Source organism: Citrobacter sp. CK202 (assembly GCF_030333225.1).
Classification (GTDB): Bacteria; Pseudomonadota; Gammaproteobacteria; order Enterobacterales; family Enterobacteriaceae; genus Citrobacter_B; species Citrobacter_B koseri.
Genome location: NZ_JAOWGI010000026.1, coordinates 456,996 through 470,003 on the forward strand (window position 1 = coordinate 456,996; position 13,008 = coordinate 470,003).

Below are 13,008 nucleotides of genomic sequence, written 5' to 3' on the forward strand. Positions count from 1 at the left end.
CTCGCTTAAGATAACCGTAGCAAATTTTTCAGCACTGGCTAAACAGGGCGAAATTCCATAAAATGCATTTAAAATATACTTTATAAATTAAACAAAATGAGTAAGAACAAGCAGAGCGACCGGGTGCTCAATCTTCCGGCTGGCTATTTTGGGATGGTACTGGGCACCATTGGCATGGGCTTAGCGTGGCGCTATGCCAGTCATATCTGGCCCGTCAGTCACTGGATTGGCGATGGCCTGGTGATCCTGGCAATGATCATCTGGAGCTTGCTGACGCTTGCCTTTCTTAACCGTCTGCTGCGTTTTCCACAGAGCGTACTGGCGGAGGTACGGCACCCGGTAAAGAGCAGTTTTGTCAGCCTTTTTCCTGCGACCACGATGCTGGTGGCGATTGGTTTTGTCCCCTGGTGTCGTGGGTTAGCCGTGGGATTGTTCAGCATTGGCGTCGTGGTGCAACTGGCTTATGCCGCATGGCAAACGGCGGGACTCTGGCGCGGTTCGCATCCTGAAGAGGCGACAACGCCGGGGCTGTATCTGCCGACGGTAGCAAACAACTTTATTAGCGCGATGGCCTGCGGCGCGTTGGGTTACAACGACGCCGGGCTGGTCTTTTTAGGGGCTGGCGTATTCTCGTGGCTGAGTCTGGAACCCGTTATTTTGCAACGTTTGCGCAGTTCCGGTGAATTACCGGCGGTACTGCGCACATCGCTGGGCATTCAGTTGGCTCCGGCGTTAGTGGCCTGTAGCGCCTGGCTGAGCGTCAACGGCGGAGAAGGCGATACGCTGGCAAAAATGCTGTTTGGCTATGGCTTGCTGCAACTGCTTTTCATGCTGCGCCTGATGCCGTGGTATCTGTCGCAGCCGTTTAATGCCTCTTTCTGGAGCTTCTCGTTCGGCGTTTCAGCGCTGGCGACGACAGGGCTGCATTTAGGGCACGCCAGCGCGTCGGGATTTTTTCATACGCTGGCGATTCCGTTGTTTATTTTTACCAATTTTATCATAGCGTTATTGCTCGTACGCACGTTTGCGCTGCTGATGCAGGGGAAACTTCTCGTGCGCACAGAACGCGCCGCATTACTGAAATCTGAGGATAACTAATGACCCTTCGTGACGAAAATTACTTTACTGAAAAATACGATTTAACCCGCACGCACTCCGACGTCGTTGAGGCGGCAAAGGTGGTCGCGCCGGGTAAAACGTTGGATCTGGGCTGCGGAAATGGCCGTAATAGCCTCTATCTGGCGGCGAACGGCTATGACGTTACCGCCTGGGATAAGAATCCGATGAGCATCGCCAACGTTGAGCGCATCAAAGCGGCGGAAGGGCTGGAAAACCTGCAAGCAAAGGTGGTTGACCTTAACGCGTTAAGCTTCGAAGGCGACTACGATTTTATTCTCTCAACGGTCGTGATGATGTTCCTGGAAGCGAAAACCATTCCGGGGCTGATTGCCAATATGCAGCGCTGCACCAAACCGGGCGGGCATAACCTGATTGTGGCGGCAATGGATACGGAAGATTTTCCCTGCACCGTGGGTTTCCCGTTTGCGTTTAAAGAAGGGGAACTGCGCCGTTACTACGAAGGCTGGGAATTGCTGAAATACAACGAGGATGTGGGTGAACTTCACCGCACGGACGCCAACGGCAACCGCATCAAACTGCGTTTTGCGACGCTGCTGGCGCGTAAAAGCGCATAACGCAATTTTACGATAGCGTTGCAGGCCTGATACGGCCTGCAACTCGCCGTGTTGAATTTGTGCTGGCGATACCATTTATAGTCCATCCAGATTAGTTTCCTTTTGCTACTATTCCAATTGCATATCTGCAAAAACAAAAGGGATAGTTTCCATGCGTACTCATACTTTATTTAAAGTTGCAGTGCTTTCTGGCTTATTGGCTTTATCTGGCTGTGCGTCAAAAATCACTCAGCCGGATAAATATTCTGGGTTCTTAAAAGATTATTCAGGGCTGAAAGAAACAACCTCCGCAACGGGAAAACCGGTGCTCCGTTGGGTTGACTCCAGCTTTGATGAATCTAAATATGACAGCATCGTCTGGAACCCGATAACCTACTATCCGGTGCCAAAACCCACGACGCAGGTCGGGCAGCAGGTTCTGGATAAATTACGAAGCTATACCGATACCCAACTGAAAACGGCCATTGAGAAACGTAAACCTCTGGTAACGACCCCAGGGCCGCGTAGCCTGATTTTCCGCGGCGCGATAACCGGCGTTGATACCAGCAAAGAGGGGCTGCAATTCTATGAAGTGGTGCCGGTCGCCCTGGTGGTTGCGGGTACGCAGATGGCGACAGGTCATCGCACAATGGATACGCATCTTTACTTTGAAGGCGAGCTGATTGATGCCGCCACCAATAAACCGGTGGTGAAAGTGGTTCGTCAGGGCGAGGGTAAAGACCTGAGCAACGAAAATACGCCGATGGCGTTTGAAACGTTGAAAGAAGTGATTGATGACATGGCGACTGATGCCACCATGTTTGATGTCGGTAAAAAATAAGTTCACGCGCCATCTTTGGATGGCGCGTTTTTTTATGCCGCCCGGCGACGGTAAATTAACTTACTCATTAACGCCTCTGGACGCGTGAACATCACCAGATTGCCAACCAGAATCAGCACTAATCCAACAACGGCATTCATTTGCCAGACGTAACCTTCATAGAGTGTGGATATTGTCAGCGCCACCAGAGGAAACAGCAGCGTACTGTAGGCCGCGTTGCCAGGGCCGATGCGTCCCACCAGAGTAAAATACGCGCCAAACGCGATAACAGAACCGAATATTGCCAGATACAGCAGGGCGCCGAGGTAGCTCAACGTCCATTGCGGCGTGAAGTTATCGCCGCGTATACAGGCAATGGCGGCGATCAGCAGCGTGCCGTACAGCATCGCCCAGCTGTTGGTGGTCATGACTTCCAGACCTTTTCTCTGATGGCGCATGCTGATCATATTGCCCAAAGAGAAGCCAAACGTTCCCAGCGCGCTCAGACCAATCCCCAGTAACAGCGAGTGGTTCCAGCCGCTGTTGGCCAGATCCTGCCAGAACAACGTGATAATGCCCGTTAATCCCAGACCAGCAGCGTAATAAAAGCGTAGCGGCGGTTTATGCCCGAAGAACACAAAGCTGTTAACCGCATTAAACAGTACGGCCATTGAGAAAATGACGGACTCCAGCCCCGTGTTGATCCAGGCGGCGGCGCTATAAAAACACCAGAAATTAAAGCAGAAGACGCATCCGCCCTGTAACAGGCAAAACAGGTGGTCGCGCCCGGATAATTTTCGTAATTTCCCGCTCGCCAGCAGGATGAGCATCATTAACGCGCTGGCGACGGCAAACCGCCAGAAAATGGACACGGGCGCCGATACCGGGCCTTGTTGCAGATAAATCGCAATCCAGGTGGTTCCCCAAATGACAACCACCAGACAGTATAATAATGCGTTCATAACACTCTCTTCTTTATCTTTATTATCCGAAGAAGGAATGTGACATGTAAAAAATGCGCGCGCTTGCACCGGTTTGCGGATGACTTGCAAAATCTTGCGCTTTTTTGCCGCTGTCTGACCGGTGAGGGCTGGAAACGGGTCGTGGCTGTTATAGACTGAGATTCTACTTATTACTGCTTTGTGATGTGATGGTATGTCTCAGTCTTATGATGCCTTTGAAAATTTACGCAAACATAATGCCGTGCTGCATGACTCGGTTGCGTTGCATTCGGGTGTCCAGCTGGCGGCATGGTCAAATAAACGTGACAACATTACGCAATATTGCGATCACCATACTCTCAGCCTGTATGTCGCTGACGGCTACGAGAGCTACCACAAAACGCCGGGCGGCTGGAAGAATGGCGGGGGACCGGATCGCTTCTGTCTGATGCCAAAAGAGAGTGAGTCCGTCTGGGACATTCGCGACGACCTGTCGTTTGTCCATCTCTACTGTACAGATGCCCATCTGCGGGATGTTGGGGAAAAAGTCTGGGATAAAAGCCCGTACAGCTTTACCCTGGATGAGCGCACCTTTGGCAACGATCCGGGAATAACGGCGGTTTATCGCCAGTTCCTGCTGGGAAATGACTGGCAGCAACCGGCGAATCATATGACGCTCAGCGCCGCCTCGTCACTGCTGTTGACGCATCTGGTGCAGCATTACAGTAACGTGCAGTGGCGTCTCCCGACGGTTACTGGCGGGTTGGCGCCAGCCACGCTGCGCAATGTGCTGGCGTACATTGAAGCGCATCTTGCTGAGCCGCTGACGTTAAGCGATCTGGCGCGCGAGGCGGCATTGAGCGAATTTCATTTCGCCAGAATGTTTCGCCAGTCGATGAACATGGCGCCGCACCAGTACGTGATGCAGCGTCGTATGGCGCTGGCACAGCAATGGGTCTGCCATTCAACCCGTTCGCTGTCAGAGATCGCGATGGCCTGCGGATTCAGTTCGGCGAGCCATTTCAGCAATCGCTTTAAGCAGGTGACCGGTAAGACGCCGTCGCAGTTACGCGCGGCGAGCAAACGATAGCACCCCGTAGCAGACGCCTCCGACTACCAGTCCCCAAAACGCAGAGCCAATGCCCAGCAGCGTCAGCCCGCTTGCGGTGACGAGAAAGGTCACGATCGCGGCATCACGCTCCGTTTCATTAAGCAATGCCTGGTACAGACTGCCGCTGATTGTTCCCAGCAGCGCCAGCCCGGCCAGCATCTGAATCCAGCTTACGGGCAGGGCGGCCATCAGGGCGGTGACGGAACCGCCGAACAATCCCGCCAGCAGATAGAACCCGCCTGCGACAGCCGCAGCCAGCCAGCGACGCCCGGCGTCCGGGTGCGCTTCGGGACTCTGGCAAATGGCGGCGGTAATAGCGGCAATGCATATGGAGTAGACGCCAAAGGGAGATAAAACCAGCGCCAGCAGCCCTGTAAACACGATCAGCGGCGAAACCGGAAGGGAGTAACCGGAGGCTTTCATCGTGGCGATACCGGGCGCGTTTTGTGACGCCATTGTCACCAGAAATAGTGGAATGGCGACGCCGAGGCTATGAGCAAGCGAAAAATGGGGCGCGATAAACGCCGGTAGCACCGGGGAGAGGGTTATGCCATGCGTGACAATGTCACCTTTCATGCCCGCAACCAGAATACCGACAACCATTGCGGCGATAACCGCATAGCGCGGCGCCAGCACTTTCAGCGCTAACCACGCCAGCAGCATACTGCCGCACAGAAACAGCTCGCCATCCAGATGACCGAACGCCTGCAAACCAAAACGCAATAAAATACCGGCCAGCATCGCGGCGGCAAGAGAATGCGGAATCACCTGCATTAAGCGGGCAAACAACCCGGTTACGCCGCACAGAACGATTAACGCATTCGCGACAATAAATACGCCGATGGCCTCCGCAAGCGTGAGACCCTGCAAGCCGGTAACCAGTAACGCGGCGCCGGGCGTTGACCACGCCGTCAGCACCGGAGCACGATACCATAGGGTTAACGCCAGCGTACTGACGCCCATCGCGATGCCAAGCGCCGTCATCCATCCGGCAATTTGTCCGGTTGATGCGCCGGCGGCAATCGCGGCTTGCCAGATGATTGCCGCTGAGCTTGCATAGCCGACCAGGACCGCAACGAAACCAGACAACACGGTTGGCAGAGGAAGTGAAAATGACCGCATGATTGCCCCTTGTGCGTTATAACGGTCACAAACTGTAGCATTGTGCGCTATAGCGCACAAGTGATAGACTGCGGCTTTACCGGAGGAGAAAAATGGACAACCTGACCCATTATCTGGCGACGACGCTGAAGGCGCTGCGCCAACAGCGAGAATGGAGTCTGTCGCGTCTGGCGGAAGCGACAGGGGTTTCAAAAGCAATGCTCGGCCAGATAGAGCGCAACGAATCCAGCCCGACGGTATCGACATTATGGAAGATTGCCACCGGATTGAATGTCCCGTTTTCAACGTTTATCTCCCCGCCGGAAGCGGAGGATCTCCCGACCTTCGACCCGCAGCAGCAGGCAATGGTGATCACGCCGCTGTTTCCGTGGGACCCGCAGCTCCGTTTTGACCATTTTTCAATATTGATGGCCCCGGGCGCGCTTAGCGAATCGACGCCGCATGAGGCAGGCGTCATCGAACATGTGGTGGTGATTCAGGGAACGCTGGATATGTGTATTGCCGGGGAATGGCGCACGCTCAAATCCGGCGAAGGCGTGCGTTTTGCGGGCGATGCCGCCCATGCGTATCGCAATAGCAGCGACCAGACGGTTCACTTTCACTCCTTGATCCATTACCCACATAGTTAGACGGGAAAAGTATTCCGAAACGTCGCGCTTCTGACTACAATGGCCGCCATTTTGCTGTTATTGGATGATATTAACCGTATGCGCCAGCAACCTCATCACCTTGAACTGTTAAGTCCGGCACGCGATACCGCCATTGCTCGTGAAGCGATCTTACATGGCGCCGATGCTGTTTACATCGGCGGGCCGGGCTTCGGCGCGCGGCATAATGCCAGTAACAGCCTGAAAGATATCGCGGAACTGGTGCCTTTTGCGCATCGCTATGGCGCGAAGATCTTTGTGACGTTAAACACCATTCTGCATGATGATGAGCTTGAGCCCGCGCAACGGCTGATTACCGATCTGTACCAGACCGGCGTCGATGCGCTGATTGTGCAGGATATGGGCATCCTGGAACTGGACATTCCTCCCATTGAACTGCATGCCAGTACGCAGTGTGATATCCGCAGCGTTGAAAAGGCGAAATTCCTTGCCGACGTCGGTTTCACCCAGATTGTGCTGGCGCGCGAACTGAGTCTGAGCCAGATCCAGGCGATTCATCAGGCCACCGACGCTACTATTGAGTTTTTCATCCACGGCGCGCTGTGCGTGGCTTATTCCGGGCAGTGCTATATCTCTCATGCGCAGACCGGTCGCAGCGCTAACCGTGGCGACTGCTCCCAGGCCTGTCGCCTGCCGTACACCTTAAAAGACGATCAGGGGCGGGTGGTCTCGTACGAAAAACACCTGTTGTCGATGAAAGATAATGACCAGACGGCCAATCTGGGCGCGTTGATCGATGCCGGCGTGCGTTCCTTCAAAATTGAAGGGCGCTACAAAGACATGAGCTATGTGAAGAACATCACGGCGCACTATCGCCAGATGCTGGATGCGATTATCGAGGAGCGTGGCGACCTGGCGCGGGCTTCCGCCGGTCGTACTGAGCACTTTTTTATTCCTTCTACGGATAAAACCTTCCATCGCGGCAGTACCGACTATTTTGTTAACGCCCGTAAAGGGGATATCGGCGCGTTCGATTCGCCAAAATTTATCGGTTTACCGGTAGGCGAAGTCGTCAAAGTGGCAAAAGATCACCTGGACGTTGAGGTGACGGAACCGTTATCCAACGGCGATGGCCTGAATGTGCTGATCAAACGTGAAGTGGTGGGGTTTCGCGCCAATACGGTGGAAAAGACGGGACAGAACCGTTATCGCGTCTGGCCGAATGAAATGCCGCCCGACCTGCATAAAGTGCGCCCGCATCATCCGCTGAACCGTAATCTCGATCACAACTGGCAGCAGGCGTTAACCAAAACCTCCAGCGAACGCCGGGTGGCGGTGGATATCGCGTTAGGCGGCTGGCAGGAACAGCTAATTCTGACGCTGACCAGCGAAGAGGGCGTGAGCGTCACCCATACGCTGGAGGGGCAGTTTGACGAGGCGAACAATGCCGAAAAAGCGTTGAACAACCTGAAAGAAGGCGTGGCGAAGCTGGGACAGACGATGTACTACGCACGTAGCGTTGAGGTGAATCTCCCCGGCGCACTGTTCGTGCCGAACAGTTTACTCAACCAGTTCCGTCGCGAAGCGGCAGAAATGCTGGATGCGGCGCGTCTGGCGAACTATCAACGCGGCAGCCGTAAGCCGGTGGCGCAACCAGACCCGGTTTACCCGGAAACGCATTTGAGCTTCCTGGCTAACGTCTACAATCACAAAGCGCGCGCGTTTTATCATCGCTACGGCGTTCAACTGATCGACGCGGCGTATGAGGCGCACCAGGAGAAGGGCGATGTGCCGGTGATGATCACCAAACATTGTTTGCGCTTTGCCTTTAACCTGTGCCCGAAACAGGCGAAAGGGAATATCAAAAGCTGGAAAGCAACGCCGATGCAACTGGTACACGGCGACGAAGTATTGACGCTGAAGTTTGATTGCCGTCCGTGCGAAATGCACGTTATCGGCAAGATCAAAAATCATATTCTGAAAATGCCCTTGCCCGGCAGCGTTGTCGCCTCCGTAAGCCCGGAAGATCTGATGAAAACGCTGCCAAAACGTAAAAGCTAAGTCAGCGGCTGGCCGGGAACGCTGAGCGTCACCCGGCCACGCCTGATGTACCTTAAAACCCCTCTCACCATAGTTAACCTTCCCGCAAAACTGGAACCGGCTTTCCGGTTTTTGAGTGTTAATCAGCCAAAAGCCATTTCGGGGTGTATAACATTCAAAAAAAGAGAAAAGGTAAACAAAAATGTTTACCTTATGGTTATAATACATGGCAGGGAGGCGCGGTGAAGCAGAGCGAGTTCAGACGCTGGCTTGAATCTCAGGGAGTCGATGTAACAAATGGAACGAATCATTTGAAGTTGAGATATCACGACAAACGAAGCGTCATGCCCAGACATCCTGGTGATGAAATTAAAGACACCCTGCGTAAAGCAATACTAAAGCAGCTTGGTTTGAATTAATCATCAGATATATAAGGTTGATCACATGAGAGCGTTACCAGAAACTATGCGTTATCCCGTCAATCTCATTCCCGCAGAAGAAGGGGGTTACGTTGTGTCGTTCCCGGACATTCCAGAGGCGTTAACACAAGGTGACACCCGCCATGAATCTCTCGAAGCCGCGCAGGGCGCATTAGTCACCGCCTTTGAATTTTATTTTGAAGATAACCAGCCAATTCCTTTACCTTCAATGGTTGATGAAGCTGATGATTATGTGGAGATTCCTCTAAGCATTGCGTCTAAAGTCCTTTTGTTGAATGCGTTCCTTGAATCAAAAATCACGCAGCAGGAGCTGGCGAGGCGCATTGGCAGACCCAAGCAGGAAATTACCCGACTATTCGACTTGAAACACGCAACGAAAATCGATGCTGTACAGATTGCGGCCAGAGCATTGGGTAAAGAGTTATCGCTGACTATGCTTTAGCTTTTCCGGTTGTTCCAGCAGGCTTACATATTGTGTGAAATAAAAAAACGATGAAGAAATATCAGCGACTGGCGGAACAAATTTGCGATCAAATCGCCTCCGGCGTGTGGCAGCCTGGCGATCGATTACCCTCCTTGCGTGAGCAGGTAGTCAGCAGCGGCATGAGTTTTATGACCGTAGGACATGCGTATCAGTTGCTGGAAAGCCAGGGGCGCATTATTGCGCGTCCGCAGTCGGGTTATTACGTGGCGGCGCGCCCGGTGCGTCAGCCTGCGATGCCGCCCGTGCAGGTAATGCGCGATGAATCCGTTGATATTAATACCTATATTTTCGAAATGTTGCAGGCCAGCCGGGATGCGTCGGTGATGCCGTTCGCCTCTGCCTTTCCAGACCCGCGTCTGTTTCCGTTGCAGCAGCTTAACCGTTCCCTGGCGCAGGTCAGTAAAACCGCCACGGCCATGAGCGTGATTGAGAACCTGCCGCCGGGGAACAGCGAGCTGCGCCATGCCATCGCCCGACGCTATGCGCAGCAGGGAATTACCGTCTCTCCTGATGAAATCGTCATTACCGCCGGGGCGCTGGAAGCCCTGAACCTCAGCCTTCAGGCGGTTACCGAACCGGGCGACTGGGTTATTGTGGAGAATCCCTGCTTTTATGGCGCGTTACAGGCGCTGGAGCGACTCCGCCTGAAAGCGCTTTCGGTCGCCACGGATGTAAAAGAAGGGATCGATTTAGCGGCGCTGGAACAGGCATTACAGGAGTATCCGGTGAAGGCGTGCTGGCTGATGACCAATAGCCAAAACCCGCTCGGCTTCACCCTTAGCCCGGAGAAAAAAGCGCGGCTGGTCGCGTTACTGGATCAGTACAACGTCGTGCTGATTGAGGATGACGTGTACAGCGAGCTCTATTTTGGCCGCGACAAACCGCTGCCTGCCAAAGCCTGGGATCGCCACGACAAAATATTGCATTGTTCGTCATTCTCGAAATGTCTGGTTCCCGGTTTTCGTATCGGTTGGGTTGCAGCGGGAAAGTACGCCAGACAAATTCAGCGGCTACAGCTGATGAGTACGCTATCCACCAGTTCACCGATGCAGCTTGCTCTGGTCGATTACCTTTCGACACGCCGCTATGACGCGCATTTGCGTCGGCTGCGCCGCCAGCTGGCGGAGCGAAAACAGCAGGCCTGGCAAACGCTGCTGCGCCATCTGCCCGCTGAGGTGAAGATTCACCACAATGACAGCGGCTATTTTCTCTGGCTGGAACTGCCCGAATCTCTTGATGCCGGGGAACTCAGTGCGCAGGCTCTGGCGCATCAGATCAGTATCGCCCCCGGTAAAATGTTTTCGACCTCTGATACCTGGTCGCATTTTTTCCGGTTTAATACCGCATGGGGGTGGGGAGAAAGAGAGGAGCAGGCGGTATCTCAACTGGGGAAACTTATTCGCGATATGCTGAAATAAAATACGCGTTGCCATCTTTTGGTTTTAGCCAAAATAGAGAAAACGTATCGATTATCAGGGCAGAACGTTATTTATCGCTGACTCGCCATAGGAAATATCAATACCCCCCGTCTTTTCCATCCTCAGCCTAACTCCTTGTCTATACTCCGAAAGATGGAACATGCGCGCCGCGTGGAGCGGCGTAATGCGCGTCAGCTCACAACCTGATTAAATTTCCTTATCCCAACAGGTGCGCGACAGACGCGCCGACTATTTTTAGGAAAGGACATATATTTACGGCAAGGCTGCCGCTCAATATTTTGCGACAGGAGTAAGATGTATGCCACATCAATTACTGATTAACGGCGAGCTGGTCAGCGGTGAAGGTGAAAAACAGCCCGTCTACAACCCGGCGACGGGCGAGGTGATTCTGGAGATTGCAGAGGCGTCGCCCGCACAGGTAGATGCCGCCGTTCGCGCCGCAGACCGGGCATTCGCGGAATGGGGGCAAACCACGCCAAAAGCCAGAGCGGAGCTGCTGTTAACACTGGCGGACGTGATTGAGGAAAATGCGCAGACATTCGCCGAACTGGAGTCGCAAAACTGCGGGAAGCCGCTGCATTGCGCGCTCAATGATGAGATCCCGGCGATTGTCGATGTATTTCGCTTCTTTGCCGGCGCCGCACGCTGTCTGAACGGCCTGGCGGCGGGGGAGTATCTGGAAGGGCATACCTCGATGATCCGCCGCGATCCGGTTGGGGTCGTCGCCTCGATCGCGCCGTGGAACTATCCGCTGATGATGGCGGCCTGGAAACTGGCGCCAGCGCTGGCAGCGGGTAACTGCGTGGTGATAAAACCGTCTGAAATCACGCCGCTGACGGCATTGAAGCTGGCGGAGTTTGCGAAGGATATTTTCCCGCCAGGCGTGCTTAACGTGCTGTTCGGGCGGGGCAAGACGGTCGGCGATCCGCTCACCGGGCATGAAAAAGTACGGATGGTCTCCCTGACCGGCTCGATTGCGACGGGCGAGCACATTATTCAACATACCGCGCCCTCCATTAAGCGCACGCACATGGAATTAGGCGGTAAGGCTCCGGTGATTGTCTTTGATGATGCCGATCTGGATGCCGTTGTCGAAGGTGTGCGAACGTTCGGTTTCTACAATGCCGGGCAGGATTGTACGGCGGCCTGTCGTATCTATGCGCAAAAAGGGATCTATGACGCGCTGGTTGAGAAACTCGGCGCGGCGGTCGCCAGCCTGAAAACCGGTTCGCCAAACGACGAATCGACTGAGCTTGGGCCGCTCAGCTCGCAGGCGCACCTTGAGCGAGTGACAAAAGCGGTGGAAGAGGCGAAAGCGCTCGGACATATCAACGTGGTGACCGGCGGCCAGAAACTGGACGGCGCAGGATACTATTTTGCGCCAACGCTGCTGGCTGGCGCAAAACAGGAGGACGCCATCGTGCAGCGAGAAGTGTTCGGCCCGGTTGTCAGCATGACGGTGTTTGATGATGAAGAGCAGGTGCTGGCGTGGGCAAATGATACTCAGTACGGGCTGGCATCATCCGTCTGGACGAAAGATGTGGGTCGGGCGCACCGCCTGAGCGCACGATTGCAATATGGCTGCACCTGGGTTAATACGCATTTCATGCTGGTGAGCGAGATGCCGCACGGTGGGCAAAAACGCTCGGGCTACGGCAAGGATATGTCACTTTATGGGCTGGAAGACTATACGGTTATCCGCCACATAATGGTTAAACATTAAGGATAATTTACCGTTCCGGCGCGGCATGGGAAGATCGTAAATCGATGGCAGAGAGAAGGAACGCTCTCTGCCAGTATGCGCAGCAAGCACTCAGTACATCAGGCAAACCAGCCGAATCTCAATGAGATAAGGCCAAAAAGTCCAATAGCAGCAAAGACATTTATCAGCACCACGGTTTTACTGGAAACATTCATTTTTGCCACCTTTCGTTATGACCCCTTTGTGTATAGTACGGGTTCAGGCAATCCGCAATAAGACAAAATATGAACATGGTGAATGGTGCCGCTATTTCAGCGTTTTGCTGAATAGTACGGATAAAACTTGATGTACGTCAAAAAAAAGAGCATATTGCGCGCGTTTTTCCCCTCTGGTTCGGATGCCCGAAATGTCGCTCTACCAAAAAATGTTGGTTTTTTACGCAGTGATGGCGGCGATTGCCTGCCTGATTACCTGGTTTCTTTCCCACGATAAAAAACGTATCCGCTTTCTGAGCGCCATTCTCGTGGGCGCAACCTGGCCGATGAGTCTGCCCGTCGCATTGTTATTTTCGTTGTTTTGATGAGATGAAGATTGCCGGATGGCGGCGCGAGCGCCTTATCCGGCTTAC

Annotated in this window: 14 protein-coding genes; 11 read left to right on the forward strand and 3 right to left on the reverse strand. The window is 53.8% G+C overall.

The features are described 5' to 3' along the window. Window positions 1-96: 96 nt before the first annotated feature. The 3 genes from tehA (at window position 97) to OGX84_RS14990 (ending at window position 2,514) form a co-directional block, all read left to right on the forward strand. Window positions 97-1,098 carry a dicarboxylate transporter/tellurite-resistance protein TehA gene (gene tehA / locus OGX84_RS14980; RefSeq protein WP_112002074.1) on the forward strand — a complete coding sequence of 334 codons (1,002 nt, stop codon included), beginning with the start codon at window positions 97-99 and terminating at the stop codon, window positions 1,096-1,098. Then, window positions 1,098-1,694: a tellurite resistance methyltransferase TehB gene (gene tehB, locus OGX84_RS14985; RefSeq protein ID WP_012132341.1), complete on the forward strand. Its 597-nt coding sequence runs from the start codon at window positions 1,098-1,100 to the stop codon at window positions 1,692-1,694. The genes tehA and tehB overlap by 1 nt, the downstream gene beginning before the upstream one ends. 151 nt (window positions 1,695-1,845) lie before the next feature. Next, window positions 1,846-2,514 carry a DUF3313 domain-containing protein gene (locus OGX84_RS14990; RefSeq protein ID WP_047463635.1) on the forward strand — a complete coding sequence of 223 codons (669 nt, stop codon included), beginning with the start codon at window positions 1,846-1,848 and terminating at the stop codon, window positions 2,512-2,514. Between the two features lie 32 nt (window positions 2,515-2,546). On the opposite strand, the gene OGX84_RS14995 is transcribed toward OGX84_RS14990, so the two are convergent. Continuing rightward, window positions 2,547-3,455, reverse strand: coding sequence for a DMT family transporter (locus OGX84_RS14995; protein ID WP_012132343.1), 909 nt, complete (start codon window positions 3,453-3,455; stop codon window positions 2,547-2,549). Window positions 3,456-3,648: 193 nt separating this feature from the next. On the opposite strand from OGX84_RS14995, the gene OGX84_RS15000 reads away from it, so the two are divergent. Further along, window positions 3,649-4,524: an AraC family transcriptional regulator gene (locus tag OGX84_RS15000; protein WP_012132344.1), complete on the forward strand. Its 876-nt coding sequence runs from the start codon at window positions 3,649-3,651 to the stop codon at window positions 4,522-4,524. On the opposite strand, the gene OGX84_RS15005 is transcribed toward OGX84_RS15000, so the two are convergent. Continuing rightward, window positions 4,501-5,667, reverse strand: a complete 1,167-nt coding sequence (locus tag OGX84_RS15005) for a benzoate/H(+) symporter BenE family transporter (RefSeq protein ID WP_112002075.1) — start codon at window positions 5,665-5,667, stop codon at window positions 4,501-4,503. The genes OGX84_RS15000 and OGX84_RS15005 overlap by 24 nt on opposite strands. Window positions 5,668-5,759: 92 nt before the next feature. Between OGX84_RS15005 and OGX84_RS15010 the strand changes: the two genes are divergently transcribed. From OGX84_RS15010 to patD, 6 genes are all read left to right on the forward strand, one after another. After that, window positions 5,760-6,296, forward strand: coding sequence for a helix-turn-helix domain-containing protein (locus OGX84_RS15010; RefSeq protein WP_058669186.1), 537 nt, complete (start codon window positions 5,760-5,762; stop codon window positions 6,294-6,296). A gap of 78 nt (window positions 6,297-6,374) precedes the next feature. Continuing rightward, complete coding sequence (locus tag OGX84_RS15015) at window positions 6,375-8,336, forward strand: peptidase U32 family protein (RefSeq protein WP_112002115.1); 1,962 nt, start codon at window positions 6,375-6,377, stop codon at window positions 8,334-8,336. Window positions 8,337-8,557: 221 nt separating this feature from the next. Continuing rightward, window positions 8,558-8,734, forward strand: a complete 177-nt coding sequence (locus OGX84_RS15020) for a type II toxin-antitoxin system HicA family toxin (protein WP_071818852.1) — start codon at window positions 8,558-8,560, stop codon at window positions 8,732-8,734. 46 nt (window positions 8,735-8,780) lie between these two features. Then, a complete protein-coding gene (locus tag OGX84_RS15025) occupies window positions 8,781-9,197 on the forward strand; it encodes a type II toxin-antitoxin system HicB family antitoxin (RefSeq protein ID WP_125337124.1) in 417 nt (138 codons plus the stop codon). A 50-nt stretch (window positions 9,198-9,247) separates the two neighbouring features. Then, complete coding sequence (locus OGX84_RS15030) at window positions 9,248-10,657, forward strand: aminotransferase-like domain-containing protein (protein ID WP_110494249.1); 1,410 nt, start codon at window positions 9,248-9,250, stop codon at window positions 10,655-10,657. A 319-nt stretch (window positions 10,658-10,976) separates the two neighbouring features. Beyond that, complete coding sequence (gene patD / locus OGX84_RS15035) at window positions 10,977-12,401, forward strand: aminobutyraldehyde dehydrogenase (protein WP_012132353.1); 1,425 nt, start codon at window positions 10,977-10,979, stop codon at window positions 12,399-12,401. A 98-nt stretch (window positions 12,402-12,499) separates the two neighbouring features. Here patD and yncL read toward each other — a convergent pair whose 3' ends face one another. Further along, window positions 12,500-12,595, reverse strand: coding sequence for a stress response membrane protein YncL (yncL, locus tag OGX84_RS15040; protein WP_071818853.1), 96 nt, complete (start codon window positions 12,593-12,595; stop codon window positions 12,500-12,502). Between the two features lie 191 nt (window positions 12,596-12,786). Here yncL and OGX84_RS15045 point away from each other — a divergent pair, with 191 nt between their 5' ends. Then, window positions 12,787-12,960 (forward strand): GhoT/OrtT family toxin, encoded by a 174-nt coding sequence (locus tag OGX84_RS15045; protein WP_049008504.1) that lies wholly within the window; start codon window positions 12,787-12,789, stop codon window positions 12,958-12,960. Window positions 12,961-13,008: the final 48 nt, after the last annotated feature.